The organism is Ferruginibacter sp. SUN106, assembly GCF_050611765.1.
In the GTDB taxonomy this organism is placed as follows: Bacteria; Bacteroidota; Bacteroidia; order Chitinophagales; family Chitinophagaceae; genus Ferruginibacter.
Window position 1 is genome coordinate 404739 of record NZ_JBODJC010000003.1, and the last position, 20384, is coordinate 425122.

A 20384-nucleotide genomic window follows, 5' to 3' on the forward strand; every position below is an offset into this window, starting at 1 on the left:
TGTACCAGGGCTTTTAAAAAATTTAAGCTTTATAAAAAAGAAACTTATTCTTTTACAAATTTTATGCTTTCGCCATTAGCCAGCCTTAAAACATACACCCCTTTTTCGTAACTGCTGATGTTGATTGAAGTTGCAGTTTGAGTAATGTTTACAGTCTGTAATAATTTGCCACTGATATCACTCAGGGAAGCAGTTGTACGCAGCAGATTTTTATCCGTAATATTTACAATAACTTTTTCCTGTGCCGGATTAGGATAAATTGTGATGGTACCTGCTTTAGTGTTTTTAATTAAAACTATATCGCTGTAAATATAAGAGCCGTTGATATCCACCATTTTTAAACGGTAGTAATAAATTGGTGCAAGGGTTGCAGGAAGAACATCAGCATACTGGTAATTTTTTACGCTGCTGCTGTTTCCATTGCTGTTAACTTTTGCAATAGTGGTAAAAGTTCTGCCATCTTCACTTCTCAGCAACTCAAAATATTTGCTGTTTACTTCTGTAGCGGTTGACCATAACAATTGGTTGCTGCCGTTAGCTTTACTTACGTTAAAGCTAAGCAGGTTAACAGGCAACACTGCTAAAGTGGTAACAGTAATTACATTGGAAAAAGCACCCTGGTTAGAGAAGCCGGCTTTGTCTGCAGACACTTTGTAATAGTAAGTATGATTAGGAAGTAATCCTGACACGGTAAAAGAATTAGTACCGAAAGGAATATAAAATGGCGCCGCAATCAGTGAACTGAAATCGCTTACATCAGAAACCTCCATACGGAACTGGTCAACAAATCCTGATCCGAATACCGGGTTAGACCAATTGGCCTGGAAACTGTTTGTAAGTACTGTTGTAGCGGCATTACCCACTGGTACAATCATTGCATAACTGCCTACCCAATTACTGGTAGCACCTGTGTTTGCAAAATTTACCATTGCTCCATTATTTCCGTTGCCACTCATGTCCGTTAATGTATTTAAACCAGTATTGTTACCTTCGGCAACACCATTATTAAAATTATAATGCGCCAGAAGACTAGCAGGAACAGCCGGCGTTGGGCTTACCATGTCAGCTTGTATCTGGGCCTGTGTTAGCGCAATATTGTAAATACGGATCTCATCCATAGCTCCTGTAAAAAAATAATCTACATGGCCTGCATCAGTATCAAAAAAGCAACCGATATAATTTTGCCCACTTGCAGAAGTATAGGGGGCAGCAGTATTAACGTCTACTAAAACGCCATTATGGTACATTTTCATGGTAGATACACCATCAAAAGTTACAGCCATATGTACCCAGTGATTGTTTTCCAGTTTTTCCGGATTGATAACATCGTAATGCTCCTGGTTAGGTATGATATAATCGTTAGATGCATTTACATGCTGATCGTATTCAATAAAGAACGGGTCTTTAGAAGAAACAATATTTTCAGCAGTAAACCAGTTGCCTTTTAATATCCAGGCTTCTTTTGTATAAGCACCACCAGCTGCATATAATCCTGCAGACGGGCCAATAATTACGTGATCATTTATACCGTCAAAATTCAAGGCATTACCCTGCGCATTGGTTTTTGAAGAAAGAGAAAAGAAAAGAGCGATTGTAAGAATAATTTTAAGGTTTGCAAGCAAGCTTGTAGACTTTTGTTTCATGTAAGAATGGTTTATAAGGTTTAATGTAAAAACTGTTTTATTTTTTAAAAATATAAATTAATTACCAAATGATACCAGTCTTATAGTAAGGGAAATTATTATTAGATGGTACAGATTTAGTAAGCGTAATTGCTATAAAGTTTTATCGGGAGTACCACAAATATATATATATTATGTAAAGAATTAAATTTTGAAGAGGTTTTTTTGCGGCTCTAATTATAATTAATTGATTATTAATCTATTAAAATTAATTTATTGTGCAATTACCGTGCGATACCAGGCCGCATAACCGCTAAAAACGCCGAGTGCCCCGTTGTTGATATTACCCAGCACTTTATTAGGTTGAGAGAATGGATTGCCAATACTTTGTTGCGCAAATTCCCAGGTGCTCCAGAATGTGTAAGTTGCTTTATCGATATTGCATAGTTTTACCGTAACTGTATCCCCTTTTCTAAAAAAATTACTATCTGCAGAAATACGGTTGTTCCTGTCTATTCCCGGATCAACCTGTATCTCGTAAGTAGAACCGTCAATTACAGCATCATCAAAAACAGAATTTTCTCCGGGTAAAAAACTGCCTTTGTTCTTTTTAGTAAAATAGCGGATATAATTGCCCAACCCCGGCGGGTCTGTTGTTTTGCTCATTAATACCCTTTTGTTGGTATCCGGATTTAGAGGCGCCCTTTTAAACCATAAAGAATCGGGGTATTTTGCAAGAACGGGGATATTGGTTTTAGCAGTGTATTCTTTTCCTTCGGCTTTGATGTTTAAAGTATATTGTTTATTAAACTCCCCTACAAAAGCTGTGGTAAGATTGGCTGAATCCAAAGTGTAATAGTAGGCTGTATAACCACCACCTAATGGCAGGGGATACTCTCTTAATTTATGAGTTAATGTTCCGTTAGAAATGGTAACATCTGCATTGTGCACAAAAGAATTAGCAAGCAGCTGGGCACTGATACTACTGAAATAATCAAAGCTTTTGGTGAGTACTACGGTTGGAGGCTGGCCGTTCTCAATCTGAGCATCTACAACCAACAGGTCATCGGCATTCTTTAAATTAAAATCAATATTCTTTTCACAGGAAGAAAGAAACAGTATGGTAGAAAATAAAATAAGGATTGTTTTCATTGCGTAGCAAAATTAATGGCTGCCGCACAGACTTTAATATTTTGTTTAATAAATCTTTTTCAAACAAAAGAAAGAATATGAATGTGCCAAATAAAAAATATTCAATGTTCAATAAAATGCACCTGGCTTTTAATTGAACATCGTACATTGATTGTTGAGCATTGATCATTTTGTCTTTTAAAAAAAAAGTCCTCCTGCTTTTGGCAGAAGGACCTAAGAGGAATAACCCATCAAAATATTATTAACCTAAATAGGCTTTTAAAGCACCGCTGTAACGGGCTTTTTGCAGGCGTTTAATAGCTCTTTCCTTAATCTGGCGGATACGCTCTTTGGTTAAATCATACTTCTGACCAATCTGCTCAATGGTAACACCATTTTCTCCATCCAGACCAAAGTATGCATTAACGATCTCTGCTTCCCGTGGACTTAATGATTTTAAAACCCTGCGGATCTCATTTTTCAATGAATCATGCATTACATCTTCATCAGTTTCGTCACCACCTTTCAGTAAATCACCCATGGCTACATCTTCTGCTTCATGCACGGGTGCATCAAGGGAAGTATGACGGGTGTTGCTTTGAAAAATGTTGTTGATCTCTGTTTCACTCATCTCCAGTAATTCTGCTAATTCTTCTGTTGATGGCTCTCTCTCATGTTCCTGTTCAAAAGCCATGTAAGCTTTGTTAGCTTTGTTGTAGGTGCCAATTTTGTTTTGAGGCAAGCGGACTAATCTGCCCTGCTCTGCCAACGCCTGCAGTATAGATTGGCGAATCCACCACACAGCGTAAGAAATGAATTTGAAACCTTTTGTTTCGTCAAAGCGTTGTGCCGCTTTGATCAAGCCGAGGTTACCCTCGTTAATTAAATCGCTAAGAGAAAGGCCCTGGTGCTGGTACTGCTTAGCCACAGATACCACAAAACGAAGGTTGGCCTGCACCAATTTGTCCAATGCTCTCTGATCCCCCATCTTGATCTTTTGGGCCAGGATGGTTTCCTCTTCAGGAGTAATCATAGAGATTTTCGAAATTTCCTGCAAATATTTCTCAACTGCTTGTGAATCACGGTTGGTAATCTGCGTTGCGATCTTAAGTTGCCTCATTGTAATGTATTAATTCAGAATAGATAACACTATATAGACATATTTATTGGGGAAAATGTTGCAAATGAATGGTTAATGCTTCAAATCCTTGAAAATAGTTTGCAAAATTACATTAAAACAGCCGTATTTCATAGTGTTTGTGTAAAAAAGGTATGAATGGTGGAAAAGAAGGAGCTGCAAGGGGCTAGCTTCAAGGGACAAGCCTGATGATTGTAAAGCCTTACTAGAATAAAAGCGCTTTAAATTTAAGTATTACCCCTTGCAGCTTGAAGCTTAAAGCCTGATTATCGGATAGGAAGGAGCCACAAGGGAGTAGCTTCAAGGGATAAGCCTGCTGATTTAAAAGCCTTTGTTGAAATAAAAGTCCCTAAAATTTAAGTATTGCCCCCTTGCAGCTTGCCACTTGAGGCTTATAAATTAAAAGCTTTTGTTCAAATAAAAGACCCCTGAATTTAAATATATCCCCCTTGCAGCTTGCCACTTGAAGCTTATAAATTAAAAGCTTTTGTTCAAATAAAAGACCTCTGAATTTTAATATATCCCCCTTGTAGCTTGCCACTTGAAGCTTATATTTGATGCATGATAACCGACTTACGTTCCGATACATTTACCAAGCCCTCTCCTGCAATGCTGGAAGCCATGTTTAAAGCCAATGTTGGCGATGATGTTTTTGGCGAGGATCCTTCTGTTAACCAGTTAGAAGCAATAACCGCCGACATGTTTGGCATGGAAGCGGCGCTGTTTTGCCCCAGTGGTACCATGACCAACCAGATTGGCATCAAATGCCATACTCAACCCGGCGATGAAGTGATCTGCGACAAGGTAAGCCATGTATACATTTACGAAGGTGGTGGTATTGCGTTTAACAGCAGTTGCCAGGTAAAAGCACTGGATGGAGATCGTGGCAGGATCAGTGCAGACCAGGTTGCTGAAGCCATTAACCCTGACGATGTGCATAAAGCCAGAACAAGCCTTGTAAGCCTTGAAAATACGGCCAACAGAGGTGGTGGAAGTTGTTATGAATTTAATGATTTTGAATTGATTAAGGAGGTTTGTTTAAAAAACAGATTAAGTCTTCACCTGGATGGTGCAAGGCTTTGGAATGCCTTAGTTGCAAAGGGTGAAACACCTAAGCAATATGGAGCAATATTCGACAGTATTTCGGTTTGTTTAAGCAAAGGCATGGGCACCCCGGTTGGCAGCCTGTTGTTGGGTAAATTTGATTTTATTAAGAAAGCCAGGCGGGTAAGAAAGGTTTTTGGAGGCGGTATGCGACAGGCCGGCTATTTAGCTGCTGCCTGCATTTATGCCCTGGAGAACAATATTGAACGCCTGGCAGAAGACCACCTGCATGCACACAAGATTGCTGAGTCTTTAGCTAAAAAGGATTTTATTGGCAAGATAATGCCGGTGGAAACTAATATCATCATTTTTGAAGTAACTGGCTCTTATACTGCCAAAGAGTTTTGTGAGCGCCTGAAACTGGATGATATTCTATGCCTGTCCATTTCTCCCACACAGGTGAGGATGGTTACGCATTTGGATGTTACAACTGCAATGGTGGCAAAACTGATGGGTGTGATTGAAGCAATGTGATTTTACTTTAAAAATTGTAATTTTAAATAAAAATAATTTATGGGATTTGTGTATGCTGATGTTGAGCTTGTAAATGCAGATGATTTGGCTCTTGCTAAAAAGTATATAATTGGCGAAGATGAAATTAAACGAATGCCAATCAGGATACTGGTAGATACCGGAGCATATAATTTATGTATCAATGAAACGATACAAGCGCAATTGGACTTACCTTTTTTAGAAAAACGCAAAGGTATTTCTGCAAATGGACATATTGAGGAGTTTGATATTGTAGGTCCTGTTCAGGTACTGTTTAAAAACCGTAAAACAGTATGTTATGCAATGGTTTTGCATGGTGATAATGAACCACATTTAGGTGCAATTCCGTTAGAAGATATGGATGTTTTAATCCATCCTTTAAGAGAAGAATTGATTGTAAACCCCGACCATCCGTATTATGCCCAGATGAAATTGAAATAATCCGTACAAAATCGGTTTCGATTAACATTTTTTAATAGTGCAGAAGTTTGTGAATGTGACAGAAGCTATGTAATAAACTAATTACTACAAACTATCGATAATGAAAACTGCATTTCTTCTATTATTTTTCCAATTTGTTTTTTACACTGCATTTACACAGCAAGTAGCAATTGGAGCAGATAAAAACAATGTGTTTTATGCAGGTATTGATAATCCATTAACTATAACAGCAGAAAATTGTCCCTGTAAAAGTTTAGTGGTAAAGGTTGACAATGGCAAAATTAATGGATCAGGCTGTAAGCTTGCTTACAATGGAAATACTCCGGGTATCGCTACTATTACCGTTTACCAAAGAACAGCTGATAAATTAAAGAAGCTAGGCTCCAACAACTTCATGGTAAAACTAATACCACCTCCATCTTTTAAAATTGGGCCTTATGGATCCAGCAGAAGGGCGCAAAAAGCTTTGATAGCTGGACAATCGGCAGTAAGGGCAAACCTGAACGGTTTTTTTGGATATGATGTAATGTTTACCATTGACAGTTTTAGGGTATCCATTTTGCTTAAGGACTCATGCAAAACAAAAACTTATTTTAATAAAACTAATACAATCAATGATGAATTAAGAGCAGCTTTTTCAGTTTTAGCAGCAGGCGATATCATTATATTCGATAAAATATTTGCCAGGGGGCCAGGCGGCTCAATAGAATTAGATCCACTTGTATTGATGATTGAAAACTAATATACTCAACTATTATCCAACCCTCCACTACCATAATCATTTTAAGAGAAAGGCAACTCCTGTTAAGAGTGCTTAAATTATACGTGCTGGTGAATGATATGCATTTGTACCAGTTAAAAGAACAGGAGCCGCTGGTTTTAGATGAACATGATCTGCCATTAAAATTAGTTGCCAAGAATGGCTTTCATTTTTCTAAGGCAAAACATATTACCAAACAGACAGCAGATGCAGTTTTGATAGGTATTGGTTGCGAAGCTGATAATGGCAGGTTATGGGGCGGCATTATCTTCAGCGCTATTTTTTTTACTATATTTTTTGTAACGAGGTTTTACCCATTGTTACTGTTTGCCAACCTGCCTTTGGCATATTTATTTTATAAATTTTTTCTTAAGCCCAATGAGTTTTTAACCATTGAAGTGTTGAAGAAATAACAAGTGCGCCGATTTTTGGATAACTTTATGGCAAATAAAATTATACAACTGTGAGCTTCCCTAAAATCAACCCCACTTCCACCCCATCGTGGCATGCTTTACAAAATCATTTCAGCCAGATGAAAACGGTGCACATGAAAGAACTGTTTAAAGCAGATGCTGAAAGATTTAATAGATTTTCTTTACAATTCAACGATATTTTATTCGATTACTCCAAGAATATTATTACTGCTGAAACCATGCAGTTATTAGTTGGCCTAGCCAGCGAATGCCAGCTTGGTGATGCCATTGAAGCCATGTTTACCGGCGAAAAAATTAACGGTACCGAAGGAAGGGCTGTTTTGCATACAGCGCTCAGGAATTTTTCGGGTACGCCTGTTTTAGCCGATGGTGTTGATGTAATGCCTGATGTAAAAAAAGTGCTGGAGCAGATGAAAAATTTCTGTGCCAGGGTACATAGCGGTGAATGGAAAGGTTATAGCGGAAAGAAAATAAAATACATTGTAAATATTGGTATTGGCGGAAGCGACCTTGGCCCGGTGATGGTTACAGAAGCATTAAAACCTTACTGGGTGGATGGCATACAAACCTATTTTGTAAGCAATGTAGATGGTACACATATTGCTGAAACTTTAAAGAAAGTGACTCCTGATGAAACATTGTTCTTAATAGCCAGCAAAACATTTACTACGCAGGAAACCATGACCAATGCACATAGTGCAAGAAACTGGTTTTTACAATCTGCAAAAGATGAAGCCTTGGTAGCAAAACATTTTGTGGCATTATCTACCAATGAAACCGAGGTAACAAAGTTTGGTATTGCTACCGAAAACATGTTTGGTTTTTGGGATTGGGTGGGTGGCCGCTATAGTTTGTGGAGTGCTATTGGTTTATCAATTGCTCTTACCATCGGCTACAATAATTTTGAAGAATTACTGAAAGGTGCTCACGAATCGGATAAACATTTCCGCACTACTGCTTTTGAAAAAAATATTCCTGTTTTAATGGCATTGATTGGTTTGTGGTATGGTAATTTTTATGGTACTACCACTGAAGCCATTTTACCTTATGACCAATACATGCATCGCTTTTCCGCTTACTTTCAACAAGGCAACATGGAGAGTAACGGAAAATATATAGACAGGAATGGGGAAAGAGTCATTTATTCTACCGGACCGGTAATCTGGGGCGAACCGGGCACTAACGGGCAGCATGCTTTTTACCAGTTAATACACCAGGGTACACAAATTATCCCTTGTGATTTTATTGCGCCGGCTATAAGCCATAATGTAATATCAGATCATCATCAAAAGCTATTGAGCAATTTCTTTGCACAAACAGAAGCTTTAATGAATGGTACAACTCATGATAATGTGTACAGGGTTTTTGAAGGCAACCGCCCTACCAATTCTTTTTTAGTAAAAGAAATCACTCCCTTTAGTTTGGGAGAATTAATTGCTTTGTATGAACATAAAATTTTTGTACAGGGTGTTATCTGGAATATTTACAGCTTTGATCAATGGGGTGTTGAGCTGGGTAAGGTTTTGGCGAATAAAATTTTGCCGGAGCTGTTAAATGGAGATACCGTTTCATCGCATGATTCATCCACCAACGGGTTGATAAATGCGTACAAGAAAATGAAATAATTTTATAGAAATAGGTTAACTTTAATAAAACGTTTTTTATGAAAGCAATTTGCATAGCGGTTGTTGTTGTTCTCATAGTACAATCAGCAACAGCACAGGTACAGCCATCAAACCCGGAAAGTTTATTGCAGCCAAACAAGGTTTCCGAACTGTTGACAACCAGCAATGCTCCTAAAGCAATGCTTATTGGTGAAACTACTTCTGGTAAAATTTATGCCATGCCGCAGGATCATATGCCTTGCCTGGTTCCCAACATGAGCCTGCAGAATTCGATGCCGGTCTACGCAACTCCATTCGTTGATACAGCCATGCCTAATCCTATTCCAAAGCAGGATTATTTTACGGCTCCTTCCAATAAAAATCTTTTTTTTAAGCCTGTAAAAATTACGCCGGAGCCTTCTAAAAATTTAATGCTGGATCTGATCAGGAAAAAATAAAGATGCTATTATATGCATTGATCAATACCTGTCCGGAGCTGCTAATTCTGTTTCGGTAGTAATAGTATAACTGAATTTTGTTTTATCCAGTTTTCCTTTGATGATAATTTTTTTAACCGCATCGTGTTTTAATGTATGGCCATCGGCCTGTGCTACATCAATTCTCCAGAAATGATTGCCTTTTTTTGGAGCTAAGCTAATTGTGGTGCCGGTATTTTTCTTTACACCAACCATTTTAGCAGCTTCTTCTTTATCGGCAATTGTTGCAGAGAATAAAATGTTATTATACCAGACTGTGTCTATTTTGGGTTTTCCATTAAACCTGGTTTCCAGGAAAATAAATCTTTCTATAATTGGTTCCGGGTCTATTTTATTATCGTTGGCATCCACTCTTTGCATGCCCGGCATTGATGAAGTAAAAAAAGCCTTTGCGCTTTGCACTTTGTATTGAGCATTGCAAGAGCATACTGCAGAAAAAAACAATATTGAGCCTAACCATTTTTTCATGTACAATTTTAAACAAATGTAGCACTTTAGTTATTGTAGTAAATTAAAAACCCTCTCAAAAATGAGAGGGTTCCAGCAATTAGTTTTGGCGTTGGTCTACCACTTGTCTACTTCCTCAGTGCTGCCATTATCAACTGGTGTTGATGCGGCAGGAGATGCAGCTTTTTCTTCTGCAATTACTTCCGGTGTTGCTACTGGTGCAGCAGCCTCTGTATTTTGTGTTGCCTGTCCACCTTCTCCCTCGTAAGGAGTATCGTGGTTGAAAGCATCAAAATCAAAGTTTGGCATCAGTTCTGTTTTTACGTAATCAACAGCTTCTCCCAACCCCTTTAAAAATTTATTAAAATCTTCTTTGTATAAAAATATTTTATGCCTTTCATAACCGTCACTATCAAACTTTTTACGGCTTTCAGTAATAGTTAAATAAAAGTCGTTGCCACGGGTTTCTCTTACATCAAAAAAGTAAGTCCTTCTTTTTCCGGCACGGATGCGTTGGCTATAAACGCTTTCCATTTTTTTGTCGTTGTTTTCGTACGCCACTGTTATTGTTGTTTTAGTTTTTTAACGATTCCCCTTTTTAGGGCAGAGCAAAGATAAAATTGTTTTTGAATCCACAAAATATATATGAAAGTATTTCCGCAGGGATGCATTATAGTTGATAGTTTGGGAAGAATAATGCGATTTTAAGCTATGAACCCTGAACTAATTTCTTTCAGCCTGCTGCCGGTTGTACATTTCCGTATAAATACCATTCTTTACCAAAAGTTCTTCATGGGTTCCTTCTTCGGCAATAGCTCCTTCATCCAGTACAATGATCTTATCAAATTTAAACAAAGAGAAGATACGATGCGTTATGATAAGTGCTGTTTTGTTCTCCAGGTAGTTGTAGAGGTTTTCGATGATCTCCTTCTCCGTCCGGGCATCTACAGCGCTGAGGCAGTCATCAAAAATTACTATCTGCGGATCTTTAATAAGAGCCCTGGCAATTGAAATGCGCTGCTTCTGGCCACCGCTGAGTGTAACTCCCCTTTCGCCAATCATAGTTTTATACTGTTGCTGAAATTTTTCAATCTCATTGTGTACACTGGCTTGCCTGGCCGCTTTTACAATACTTTGTTGCGAGGCGTTCTCTACTCCAAAACCAATATTGTTACTTACAGTTTCGCTGAATAAGAATACATCCTGCGGCACGTAGCTGATCTGCTCCCGTAAAGAATTGATATCAATTTTATTAATGGGAATGCCATCATAAGTAATCATTCCTTTTTGCGGATTGTACATATGTAACAGCAATTGCGCAATGGTTGATTTCCCGGTTCCGGTTCTACCAATAATAGCAATCTTCTGCCCTTTAGTAATCTGTAAAGAAAAATTCTTTATTGCATTGATGCCTGTATGCGGATACGTGAAATCTACATTGGCAAAGTTAATATTGCCCTGCAGCAAAGGTTTCAATTCGTTGCCGGTATTTTTTATTTCCGGTTCGGTATGCAAAAACTCGTTGATCCTTTTTTGTGATGCGGCTGCTCTTTGTGTCATACTCGCCGTCCAGCCAATAGCACTTACAGGAAAAGTGAGCATTTGTATATATAATACGAATTCGGCAATAGTTCCGGCAGTTATTACTTTGCCTGTAGTGCCATTTATATTATGATGCACAATATCGAGGCAACCAACCGTAATGGTAATAATGGTACTTAATCCAATCAGCAAAGCCATGCTGGGAAAATAAATGGCTTCAATTTTTGCAAGGCTCAATGCATTGCTGCGGTAGGCTTCGCTATTGTTTTTAAAGAAAAGCAACATGGCTTTTTCCTGTACATAAGACTTGATCACCCTGATGCCCGAGTAAGATTCCTGTGCATTAGTGGTAAGATCGCTAAGCAATGCCTGTATCTTTTCGCTTTTTTTATTAATAATGGTATTGACAAAATAAATGGTGATGGCCAGCAAGGGTAAAGGCGCTAATGCTACAATGGTAAGTTTTGCACTGGCCTGCAGCATAAAGTAAACGCTGAACCCGATAACCGCAGCAAGGTTGATAAAATACATTAATGCAGGGCCGGTGTACATTCTTACACGGCTTACATCTTCCGCAATACGGTTCATCAGGTCGCCGGTGCTATGTGTTTTATAAAAATTGGTATCTAATTTCTGGTAGTGAGAAAAGATCTCGTTCTTCTGGTCGTATTCAATATGCCGGCTCATTACAATAATGGTCTGCCGCATCAGGAACATGAATAAACCACTGATGATGGCAATTATAAAAAGTGTAACGCCTGCCAATAAAATTTTATGATCCGGGTTTGCTTCAAAATAATCAATTACTGTTTTTACCAGTCGGTCGTAGTTTTTTCCCTCGGTTATGGTTGGAGCCAGTTTGCCACTATCTTTTTTAATGGTATGTACCACTGTATTTACCACGTACCCTGTTATCTGCGGTGCCAGTATCCTGAAGTAATTGGTTAATACCACAAAGAAGATACCCAGCAAAAAAAGCCAGCGGTATTTCCAGAAATATTTACGGAGCGATTTGAGATGCTTCATCGGGTGCAAAGGTACTTGAGATAATGGATAATTGCCTAATGGATAATGAATAAAGTTTTCACTCTAAAGCAGTGTTATTTTTTCAATGCTACTCTATTATCCGTTATTTAATTATTACTATGGGTTCCTAAAGGCAGGTTATCCATTTTTACTAAGAATGAATATAATTCTGCAAATGCTCGATCGTTTCTTTTTGTGTGAGGATGGTCTCTTTAATAACGTCGTTAATAGATATGATACCACATAACTGGTCGTTTTCAAAAACGGGTAGATAGCGGATATTGTTTTCGCTCATTATCTGCATACAGGTTTCTAAAGAATTATCCGGTGTAATACGGGGTAAGCCCGTACTCATAATTTCATTTACTAAAGTGGTAGTGGATGATTTGCCTTTCAATATTACTTTACGGGCATAGTCTCTTTCAGTTAATACGCCAACATAGTGCCCGTTTTCCAGCACTACAATAGAGCCTATATTTTTTTCGGCCATTTGCTTTAACGCATCTAATACGGTAATATCCGGTGTAATGGTAACCACATTACTGCCCTTTCTGCCAAGGATCTGCGATACTTTTTTCATATTAATATTGTTTAGCGTTAAATAAAGATGCTTATCCGGCTAAGCATATAACAATGCAATTGCTTTTGTAAGTTATTATTTTTTTACTGAGTTATAAAAAAAAAGTTAGAACCGGTTTAAATATGATGTTCGTCTTTTGCTATTGTGATTTTCATCCGGTACTAAAATGATTTTCATCAGGTTGGATAAAAAAATGCTGCAATTGAATTTTTGTATTCAATTTTAGCAGTAACTTCATTTCTTATAAAAAACGATTTTAATTATGGGTGCATCTTCCATGATTATCCTTATTCTTGCTGCTTTAGCCTTTTCAATAATCGCTGTTTTAGTTTCTAAAATTGTTACTAAAACTACCAGTAATAAAGCCAAGCTGGAACCTTACGAATGTGGTATACCCACAACCGGACAAACCTGGGTGCAGCTAAATGTAGGCTACTATTTATTTGCACTGATATTTTTGATCTTTGATGTGGAGTTGGTATTCCTGTATCCATGGGCTGTAGTGGCAAAAAAAGTTGGCTGGATGGCTTTAGTGGAAATTATCATTTTCTTTTTTATTTTATTCATGGGTTTTTTATATGCCCATAAAAAAGGTGCATTGAAGTGGTTGTAATAAATATTGATTGTTGAATACTTACTATAATGAGCGAACAAGAAAAAATAAAAAGCGATTTCCCCGGCCAGGTGCATGATTTGCCCGGCGGTGGTATTGTGCTCAGCAAATTAGATGATGTGATCAACTGGGCAAGGTCAAACTCTTTATGGCCTTTAACCTTTGCTACCAGTTGTTGTGGTATTGAATATATGGCGGTAGCAGGTGCTAAATATGATTTTTCGAGATTTGGTTTTGAAGTGGCCAGGGCCTCTCCAAGACAGGCAGACGTGATCATTATTGCAGGAACCATTGTAAATAAAATGGCACCGGTATTAAAAAGATTATACGACCAGATGGGTGATCCCAAATATGTAATTGCAATGGGTGCCTGTGCTATAAGCGGCGGACCGTTTTTTTACAATACTTATTCGGTAGTAAAAGGAGCAGATCATGTGATACCTGTAGATGTATACGTTGCAGGTTGCCCCCCAAGGCCCGAAGCATTATTACATGCATTGATAAGTTTACAACAAAAAATAAAAAGCGGCATGACCCGTGAACAAATTAAAACGGGAAAAGAATAGTTATGCAGACTGAAGAATTGAAAATAAAGATTGGTGAATTGCTGCCCACAGCTGTTTTTGAAGAAGGCGGACAATGGCTTACTATCAATATCGAACCAAATGAATGGCCGGGTTTGGCAAAACAATTGCGTAACGATACTGCTTTACAATTCGATTTTCTTTTTTGCTTAACCTGCATCGACTGGAAGACACATCTTACGATGGTGTATCATCTTGACTCGACAAAATACCGGCATAATATTGTTATCAAATCAAAACTCAGTGTTGATAAACCTGCAATAGAATCGGTATGCAATACCTGGAGAACTGCAGAATTTCACGAAAGAGAAGTGTACGAAATGTTTGGCGTGGATTTTATCCATCATCCCGATTTAAGATTATTGATATTACCCGATGGCTGGGAAGGAAAAAATCCGTTGAGAAAAGATTTTGAAGACCCGATAAATATGATAAGGCTGTAGTGAGAGTTGTGAGTTGTGAGTCGTGAATGATGAGTGATCAATGGTCAATAGTAATGATGCATTAGCTATATGTACAGCAATAGTAGAAATTTATGTTTGAAGAAATAGGAACAACAGCAGAAGGTGATCTACAAATAAATGTGGGGCCGCAACATCCGGCAACGCATGGTGTACTGCATTTGGTGATTACATTAAACGGTGAAACGATAAAAAAAGTTGAACCGCATCTCGGCTACATTCATCGCTCTATAGAAAAAATGTGTGAGAGCCTTACCTACCGGCAGTTCAGTTATGTAACCAGCCGTATGGATTATTTATCTTCTCATATTAATAACAATGCTTGTGCTTTAGTTGTAGAAAAAGGTTTGCAGGTAGAAGTACCGGAAAGAGCAAAAGTGATAAGAGTATTGGTAGATGAACTAACAAGAATTGCATCGCATGAATTATGGTGGGGAGCGATGGCAATGGACCTGGGGGCCTTCACTCCTTTCTTTCACGCCTTCAGAGAAAGAGAAAGTATCAATGATATCATGGAAGAAACCTGTGGCGCAAGGCTGACGATGAATTACATTGTTCCCGGCGGATTGATGCAGGACATTCATCCTAATTTTCAAAAACGTGTAAAACATTTCCTTCAATTATATAAATCAAAAGTGGATGAGTATAATGAAATGGTAACCGGCAATATTATTTTCCAGAACAGGATGAAGGGTGTTGGTATTTTATCCAAAGAAGATGCGATCTCCTATGGCTGTACCGGGCCTGCCGCAAGAGGAAGCGGTGTAAACTGCGATGTAAGAAAATTATATCCTTACGAAGTGTATGATAAAATTCAGTTTGATGAAATTACAGAAACCGGTTGTGATTCATTTGCAAGGTATATGGTAAGGATAAGAGAGATGAACGAATCTGTAAAGATCATTGAGCAGTTGATTGATAATATTCCTGAAGGAGATTTTCAGGCCAAAACAAAAGCGGTGTTGAAATTACCGAAAGGAGAATTTTATCAAAGAGTGGAAACAGCAAGAGGAGAACTGGGTGTGTACATTGTTAGTGAAGGTGGTACAACGCCGTACAGAATTAAATTCCGTTCACCGGGATTTTCAAATCTCTCTGCTTTAGATCATATGGCAAGAGGCAGTAAGCTAGGAGATTTAGTGGCAATGATGGGAACATTAGACCTGGTGATACCGGATATTGACCGTTAGTAAGTTGATAAAGTATAAAAGTAAATAAAGTTAGAGGGGTTATAAATTATTCATTAATTAATTATTCATTACTAAGTGTGGAGTTTATCTAACATAGCGAACGAAATTGACAAATGGTTGCATCAGACATTCAGTGCCACATGGGCATTGGTATTTGAAATGGTGATCATTGGTGTTTGTGTGATCAGCCTGTTTGCTGTTTTAGGATTGGTACTGGTATTAATGGAAAGAAGGGTTGCTGCGTGGATGCAGATCCGTTTAGGGCCAAACCGTGTAGGGCCACAGGGTTTATTACAATCATTGGCTGATACTGTAAAACTATTGGTGAAAGAAGGCATGACACCAGGTGGTGCAGATAAATTTTTATTTAACCTGGCTCCTTTTATTGCAATGATTGTTGCGATGTTACTAATGGCACCGATAGTATTTGCAAAGGGTTTGCAGATATGGGATATGAATATCGGCGTGTTATATGTATCTGCCATTTCTTCTCTTTCTGTTATCGGAATTTTAATGGCCGGCTGGGCAAGCAATAATAAATATTCATTGATGGGTGCTATGCGTAGTGGTGCACAAATTGTAAGTTATGAATTGTCTGCTGGCTTATCAGTATTATCTATTGTGGTATTAAGTGGCAGTTTAAATTTAAATGTTATTGTTAATTCACAACAGGATGGCTGGTGGATTTTTAAAGGACATATCCCTGTATTGATATCGTTTGTAATTTTCATTATTGCAGTTACAGCAGAAACTAACAGGGCTCCTTTTGATTTAGCAGAAGCAGAAAGTGAATTGACCGCAGGCTTTCATACAGAATATTCAGGAATGAAATTCGCTTTGTTCTTTTTAGCGGAATACATCAACGTATTTATTGTGTGTGCCATTGGCGCTACCATATTTTTTGGCGGCTGGATGCCTTTTCATATTGGCAGCTGGCAAAGCTTTAATCATGTGATGGATTATATTCCGTCGAGCATCTGGTTCTTTGGAAAAACGTTCTTTTTGATTTTTGTGATCATGTGGTTCCGGTGGACTTTTCCAAGATTGCGTATTGATCAGTTATTAAATTTAGAATGGAAATATTTATTGCCCATCAGCATGTTTAATATTTTGCTGGTAACGGCGATGGCAATATTACGCTGGCATTTTTGATTTGAGATTTTAGATTGGCGATTTCAGATTTAAAAACCTGAAACCTTAAACTGCTTAGTGAAAAAGAAAGCTATAGCGAATTAAAAAAAATCTAAAATCGGCAATCTAAAATCTAAAATTGGTATTCATGTTTATAACAAATTATATCAAAGAAGTCTACGGTGCAGTGAAATCTCTGCTGGTGGGTATGCGGCGTACCGGCTATTATTTTACGCATCATAAAGAGATCATCACCGAACAATATCCTGATAACAGGGATACATTAGTGATGGCAGAAAGATTTAAAGGCGAAGTAGTGATGCCGCATGATGAAAAAAATGAACACCGTTGTACAGGTTGCCAGGCTTGTGAACTGGCTTGCCCTAATGGAACCATTAAAGTAGTTTTTAAAACCGATATAACCCCCGAAGGGAAAAAGAAAAAAGCCATTGACAAATTAGTGTATCACCTGGAATTGTGTACGATGTGTAATTTATGCGTAGTAGCTTGTCCTTCTGATGCTATCAAGATGGCACAAACTTTTGAGCATAGTGTGTTTGACAGAAGTGAATTGACGAAAGTACTGAATAAGCCGGGGAGCAAGATCATGGATGGAGTTGAATAAGGATAACAGGGGAATAGCCACAAGGGATAAGCATATTGTTTTGAACTTCCTGCTTCTCCCTTGTAACCTGAAGCTTAAAACCAATATTGTTTAAATAGATATGGAGGGATCAACAATTATATTTTATTTGCTTGCAGCACTAACCCTGGGTAGCGGTTTACTGGCAGTTACCAGTCGTCAGCTGTTTCGTTCTGCTATTTATTTATTATTTTCTCTTATCGGTATTGCAGGGCTTTACTTCTGGATGCAGTATGAATTTATTGCCGCTGTACAAATTGTAGTGTATGTGGGAGGTATTGTGGTGCTCATCATCTTCTCCATTTTTTTAACCCATAAAACGGGTGAAAAACTACCGGAACAAAAACTGGGAAGACAATTGTTTGCTGCATTAGCCGCATTCTGTGGCCTTGCTTTAATATTATTACAGTTATACAAATACACATTTACTGCAACTTCGGCAACGCCTGTTGAACCAAACGTTGTTAATATCGGTAACCAGATGCTGGGCACTGATGTAGGTGGCTATGCTTTGCCTTTTGAAGTAGTGAGTATGCTATTGTTAGCTGCATTAATTGGCTGTATTGTTATTGCATTGAGAACTAAACCCGAAACCAACTGATGCATCCCGGATTAAATGAAATATTATTTATCAGTACAGCACTTTTCTTTATTGGGGTATACGGTTTTTTTACCCGGAGAAACCTGATCACCATGCTGATGAGTGTTGAACTAATTTTAAATAGCGTAAACCTGAACTTTATTGCATTTAATAAATATTTATGGCCGCATAAATTAGATGGTTTGTTCTTTACCATTTTTGTAATTGCCATTGCTGCAGCAGAAGCTGCTGTTGCTATTGCTATCATTATAAATTTATACAGAAGTCATCATTCTATTGATGTTGAAAACGCTGAAGAATTAAAATACTAATGCCAAACAATTTTTACATAATACTCATCCCCTTATTGCCGCTGGCAGGATTTTTAATGCTGGGATTATTCGGGCGACAATATTTCAGGAATACTTCCGGAATTATAGCCACAGTTTTATTGCTGGCCTCAACCCTACTGGCAATTTATACAGCTTACGGTTACTTTTTTGATTACGGTAAAGTAGACGGTAGTTATCAAAAAATAATTCCACTTACCTATCACTGGTTAGAGTTTTCAAAAACATTATCAATTGATATTGGTGTAATACTCGATCCCATTTCTGCAATGATGCTGGTGGTGGTAACCTTTGTTTCGCTGATGGTGCATATTTATAGCCTGGCTTACATGAAAGGTGATGAACGATTTGCTACTTACTATGCATTTTTAGGATTGTTTACTTTCTCTATGTTAGGCCTTGTAGTGGCGTCCAATATTTTCCAGATGTATATTTTCTGGGAGCTGGTTGGGGTATCGTCCTTTTTATTGATCGGTTATTATTATGAGAAGCCATCTGCTGTTGCGGCCTGTAAAAAAGCGTTTATTGTAACACGCTTTGCCGACCTTGGTTTTTTGATCGGTATATTAATATTGTCTTACTATTCCGGCACATTGGATTTTAAAACTTTAATTGCCACATTAACTTCTCCTGAATCCAACGAATTAAAGAGTGCATTAAGTGCATCTTTCCTTGGTGCCTCTGCATTAACCTGGGGGTTAATATTAGTGTTTATTGGTGGCGCAGGAAAAAGTGCCATGTTCCCATTGCATATCTGGCTGCCAGATGCGATGGAAGGCCCCACTCCTGTTTCAGCTTTAATACATGCTGCAACAATGGTAGTTGCCGGTGTTTTTTTAGTGGCAAGATTATTTCCTGTGTTTGCTATTTCTGCTCCCGCAGCATTAAATATTGTAGCCGTAGTGGGTGCTACCTCTGCATTATTTGCAGCAGTAATAGCCTGTACACAAACGGATATAAAAAGAGTATTGGCTTATTCCACCATGAGCCAGATTGGTTACATGATGTTTGCATTAGGCGTTTCAAAATACGGTGGCGAAGATGGATTGGGTTATACCGCTTCTATGTTCCATTTGTTTACACATGCTATGTTTAAAGCATTGTTATTCTTAGGAGCAGGTGCAGTAATACATTATGTACACAGCAACGAAATGAAAGACATGGGAGGCTTAAGAAAATATTTACCCATTACGCATATCACTTTCTTAATTGCCTGTTTAGCCATTGCCGGTGTGCCACCATTCGCAGGTTTCTTTAGTAAGGAAGAAATTTTGCTGGCTGCATCACAACACAGCAGCGCTATTTATTATGTTGCATTGATCACTTCCGGGCTTACTGCATTTTACATGTTCCGTTTATACTTTACTATTTTCTGGAACAAAGAAGCGCATCTGCATGGTGAACATTCCGCCACAGCGGACAAGAAAGGGGAAGGCGGTTTTGCAATGATGCTTCCTTTACTCTTATTAGCGGTTGGTGCAGCAGGCGCAGGCTTTATTCCTTTCGGGCATTATGTAAGTACCGATGGCAACGCATTGGAATCTGTGTTCCATTTATCATTTTCTATCGCTCCTGTGGCATTGGGATTAATTGGCATTTTTACTGCCATGTGGTTATACTTAAAACAGAATGATAAGCCGGATAGAATTGCAGCTTCATTAAATGGTTTATATAAAGCGGCCTATCATAAATTTTACATTGATGAGATCTATATATTCATTACTAAAAAAATATTATTCAATTTAATAGGAAGGCCTGCGGCATGGTTTGATAAGAATGTAGTAGATGGATTGGTGAATGCAACGGGCAATACAACAACATTAATATCAGAAAAAATAAAAGGATTACAATCGGGTAAGGTACAGCAATATGCCATTTACTTTTTAGCAAGTGTAATTGGTTTGGCAGTATTGTTTATTTACCTGTGGAAATAAACAAGAGAAGTCAAGTTTTTAAAACTTGACTTCTCTAACCAACATAAAACAACATGGGAAATTAAAGTTTTGAAAACCAG

At 38.0% G+C, this 20384-nt stretch carries 22 protein-coding genes; 15 read left to right on the top strand and 7 right to left on the bottom strand.

Translation table 11 applies throughout. The features are described 5' to 3' along the window. Window positions 1-44: 44 nt before the first annotated feature. The 3 genes from ACQ334_RS13280 to ACQ334_RS13290 form a co-directional block, all read right to left on the bottom strand. On the bottom strand, window positions 45-1643 hold the full coding sequence (locus ACQ334_RS13280) for a LamG-like jellyroll fold domain-containing protein (RefSeq protein ID WP_430988714.1): 1599 nt from the start codon (window positions 1641-1643) through the stop codon (window positions 45-47). A 252-nt stretch (window positions 1644-1895) separates the two neighbouring features. Then, entirely contained in the window at window positions 1896-2774 is an 879-nt protein-coding gene (locus ACQ334_RS13285; RefSeq protein ID WP_430988715.1) for a DUF4249 domain-containing protein, read from the bottom strand. 241 nt (window positions 2775-3015) lie between these two features. Then, a complete protein-coding gene (locus tag ACQ334_RS13290; RefSeq protein WP_255155881.1) occupies window positions 3016-3873 on the bottom strand; it encodes a sigma-70 family RNA polymerase sigma factor in 858 nt (285 codons plus the stop codon). 579 nt (window positions 3874-4452) lie between these two features. On the opposite strand from ACQ334_RS13290, the gene ACQ334_RS13295 reads away from it, so the two are divergent. From ACQ334_RS13295 to ACQ334_RS13320, 6 genes are all read left to right on the top strand, one after another. Then, on the top strand, window positions 4453-5469 hold the full coding sequence (locus ACQ334_RS13295) for a threonine aldolase family protein (RefSeq protein WP_430988716.1): 1017 nt from the start codon (window positions 4453-4455) through the stop codon (window positions 5467-5469). Between the two features lie 39 nt (window positions 5470-5508). Continuing rightward, window positions 5509-5928: a hypothetical protein gene (locus ACQ334_RS13300; RefSeq protein ID WP_430988717.1), complete on the top strand. Its 420-nt coding sequence runs from the start codon at window positions 5509-5511 to the stop codon at window positions 5926-5928. Between the two features lie 100 nt (window positions 5929-6028). After that, window positions 6029-6670: a GldM family protein gene (locus tag ACQ334_RS13305; RefSeq protein WP_430988718.1), complete on the top strand. Its 642-nt coding sequence runs from the start codon at window positions 6029-6031 to the stop codon at window positions 6668-6670. 68 nt (window positions 6671-6738) lie between these two features. Beyond that, entirely contained in the window at window positions 6739-7101 is a 363-nt protein-coding gene (locus ACQ334_RS13310; RefSeq protein ID WP_430988719.1) for a hypothetical protein, read from the top strand. 50 nt (window positions 7102-7151) lie between these two features. Further along, window positions 7152-8747, top strand: coding sequence for a glucose-6-phosphate isomerase (gene pgi, locus ACQ334_RS13315; RefSeq protein WP_430988720.1), 1596 nt, complete (start codon window positions 7152-7154; stop codon window positions 8745-8747). A gap of 38 nt (window positions 8748-8785) precedes the next feature. Continuing rightward, on the top strand, window positions 8786-9184 hold the full coding sequence (locus tag ACQ334_RS13320) for a hypothetical protein (RefSeq protein WP_430988721.1): 399 nt from the start codon (window positions 8786-8788) through the stop codon (window positions 9182-9184). A 21-nt stretch (window positions 9185-9205) separates the two neighbouring features. Here the strand turns inward: ACQ334_RS13320 and ACQ334_RS13325 are convergent, their stop codons facing one another. The 4 genes from ACQ334_RS13325 to ACQ334_RS13340 form a co-directional block, all read right to left on the bottom strand. Continuing rightward, complete coding sequence (locus ACQ334_RS13325; protein ID WP_430988722.1) at window positions 9206-9691, bottom strand: hypothetical protein; 486 nt, start codon at window positions 9689-9691, stop codon at window positions 9206-9208. Between the two features lie 96 nt (window positions 9692-9787). Next, window positions 9788-10231: a DUF3276 family protein gene (locus ACQ334_RS13330; protein ID WP_430988723.1), complete on the bottom strand. Its 444-nt coding sequence runs from the start codon at window positions 10229-10231 to the stop codon at window positions 9788-9790. Between the two features lie 162 nt (window positions 10232-10393). Next, entirely contained in the window at window positions 10394-12238 is a 1845-nt protein-coding gene (locus tag ACQ334_RS13335; RefSeq protein ID WP_430988724.1) for an ABC transporter ATP-binding protein, read from the bottom strand. A 151-nt stretch (window positions 12239-12389) separates the two neighbouring features. Continuing rightward, window positions 12390-12818 (bottom strand): CBS domain-containing protein, encoded by a 429-nt coding sequence (locus tag ACQ334_RS13340; protein ID WP_430988725.1) that lies wholly within the window; start codon window positions 12816-12818, stop codon window positions 12390-12392. Window positions 12819-13080: 262 nt separating this feature from the next. On the opposite strand from ACQ334_RS13340, the gene ACQ334_RS13345 reads away from it, so the two are divergent. The 9 genes from ACQ334_RS13345 to nuoL all read left to right on the top strand — a co-directional run bounded on the left by ACQ334_RS13345 (window position 13081) and on the right by nuoL (window position 20304). Continuing rightward, a complete protein-coding gene (locus ACQ334_RS13345; protein ID WP_430988726.1) occupies window positions 13081-13431 on the top strand; it encodes an NADH-quinone oxidoreductase subunit A in 351 nt (116 codons plus the stop codon). A gap of 29 nt (window positions 13432-13460) precedes the next feature. Beyond that, window positions 13461-13997, top strand: a complete 537-nt coding sequence (locus ACQ334_RS13350; RefSeq protein ID WP_430988727.1) for an NADH-quinone oxidoreductase subunit B — start codon at window positions 13461-13463, stop codon at window positions 13995-13997. 2 nt (window positions 13998-13999) lie between these two features. Beyond that, complete coding sequence (locus ACQ334_RS13355) at window positions 14000-14458, top strand: NADH-quinone oxidoreductase subunit C (RefSeq protein ID WP_430988728.1); 459 nt, start codon at window positions 14000-14002, stop codon at window positions 14456-14458. Between the two features lie 92 nt (window positions 14459-14550). Beyond that, complete coding sequence (locus ACQ334_RS13360) at window positions 14551-15666, top strand: NADH-quinone oxidoreductase subunit D (protein WP_430988729.1); 1116 nt, start codon at window positions 14551-14553, stop codon at window positions 15664-15666. Window positions 15667-15741: 75 nt separating this feature from the next. Next, a complete protein-coding gene (nuoH, locus tag ACQ334_RS13365) occupies window positions 15742-16818 on the top strand; it encodes an NADH-quinone oxidoreductase subunit NuoH (protein WP_430988730.1) in 1077 nt (358 codons plus the stop codon). Between the two features lie 127 nt (window positions 16819-16945). Further along, window positions 16946-17422: a 4Fe-4S binding protein gene (locus ACQ334_RS13370; RefSeq protein ID WP_430988731.1), complete on the top strand. Its 477-nt coding sequence runs from the start codon at window positions 16946-16948 to the stop codon at window positions 17420-17422. 100 nt (window positions 17423-17522) lie between these two features. Next, window positions 17523-18041 carry an NADH-quinone oxidoreductase subunit J family protein gene (locus ACQ334_RS13375; RefSeq protein ID WP_430988732.1) on the top strand — a complete coding sequence of 173 codons (519 nt, stop codon included), beginning with the start codon at window positions 17523-17525 and terminating at the stop codon, window positions 18039-18041. Continuing rightward, complete coding sequence (nuoK, locus tag ACQ334_RS13380) at window positions 18041-18352, top strand: NADH-quinone oxidoreductase subunit NuoK (RefSeq protein ID WP_430988733.1); 312 nt, start codon at window positions 18041-18043, stop codon at window positions 18350-18352. The genes ACQ334_RS13375 and nuoK overlap by 1 nt, the downstream gene beginning before the upstream one ends. Continuing rightward, window positions 18352-20304, top strand: a complete 1953-nt coding sequence (nuoL, locus tag ACQ334_RS13385) for an NADH-quinone oxidoreductase subunit L (RefSeq protein WP_430988734.1) — start codon at window positions 18352-18354, stop codon at window positions 20302-20304. Before nuoK ends, nuoL begins: the two co-directional genes overlap by 1 nt. Window positions 20305-20384 lie beyond the last annotated feature (80 nt).

Bases quoted from the DNA above. Each gene is read 5' to 3' on its own strand.
- ACQ334_RS13345 (WP_430988726.1), top strand. From the start codon at position 13,081: ATGGGTGCATCTTCCATGATTATCCTTATTCTTGCTGCTTTAGCCTTT.
- ACQ334_RS13320 (WP_430988721.1), top strand. From the start codon at position 8,786: ATGAAAGCAATTTGCATAGCGGTTGTTGTTGTTCTCATAGTACAATCA.
- ACQ334_RS13305 (WP_430988718.1), top strand. From the start codon at position 6,029: ATGAAAACTGCATTTCTTCTATTATTTTTCCAATTTGTTTTTTACACT.
- ACQ334_RS13325 (WP_430988722.1), bottom strand. From the start codon at position 9,691: ATGAAAAAATGGTTAGGCTCAATATTGTTTTTTTCTGCAGTATGCTCT.
- ACQ334_RS13360 (WP_430988729.1), top strand. From the start codon at position 14,551: ATGTTTGAAGAAATAGGAACAACAGCAGAAGGTGATCTACAAATAAAT.
- nuoL (WP_430988734.1), top strand. From the start codon at position 18,352: ATGCCAAACAATTTTTACATAATACTCATCCCCTTATTGCCGCTGGCA.
- ACQ334_RS13335 (WP_430988724.1), bottom strand. From the start codon at position 12,238: ATGAAGCATCTCAAATCGCTCCGTAAATATTTCTGGAAATACCGCTGG.
- ACQ334_RS13290 (WP_255155881.1), bottom strand. From the start codon at position 3,873: ATGAGGCAACTTAAGATCGCAACGCAGATTACCAACCGTGATTCACAA.
- ACQ334_RS13300 (WP_430988717.1), top strand. From the start codon at position 5,509: ATGGGATTTGTGTATGCTGATGTTGAGCTTGTAAATGCAGATGATTTG.
- nuoK (WP_430988733.1), top strand. From the start codon at position 18,041: ATGCATCCCGGATTAAATGAAATATTATTTATCAGTACAGCACTTTTC.
- ACQ334_RS13285 (WP_430988715.1), bottom strand. From the start codon at position 2,774: ATGAAAACAATCCTTATTTTATTTTCTACCATACTGTTTCTTTCTTCC.
- ACQ334_RS13350 (WP_430988727.1), top strand. From the start codon at position 13,461: ATGAGCGAACAAGAAAAAATAAAAAGCGATTTCCCCGGCCAGGTGCAT.
- ACQ334_RS13280 (WP_430988714.1), bottom strand. From the start codon at position 1,643: ATGAAACAAAAGTCTACAAGCTTGCTTGCAAACCTTAAAATTATTCTT.
- ACQ334_RS13355 (WP_430988728.1), top strand. From the start codon at position 14,000: ATGCAGACTGAAGAATTGAAAATAAAGATTGGTGAATTGCTGCCCACA.
- ACQ334_RS13340 (WP_430988725.1), bottom strand. From the start codon at position 12,818: ATGAAAAAAGTATCGCAGATCCTTGGCAGAAAGGGCAGTAATGTGGTT.
- ACQ334_RS13375 (WP_430988732.1), top strand. From the start codon at position 17,523: ATGGAGGGATCAACAATTATATTTTATTTGCTTGCAGCACTAACCCTG.
- ACQ334_RS13295 (WP_430988716.1), top strand. From the start codon at position 4,453: ATGATAACCGACTTACGTTCCGATACATTTACCAAGCCCTCTCCTGCA.
- ACQ334_RS13370 (WP_430988731.1), top strand. From the start codon at position 16,946: ATGTTTATAACAAATTATATCAAAGAAGTCTACGGTGCAGTGAAATCT.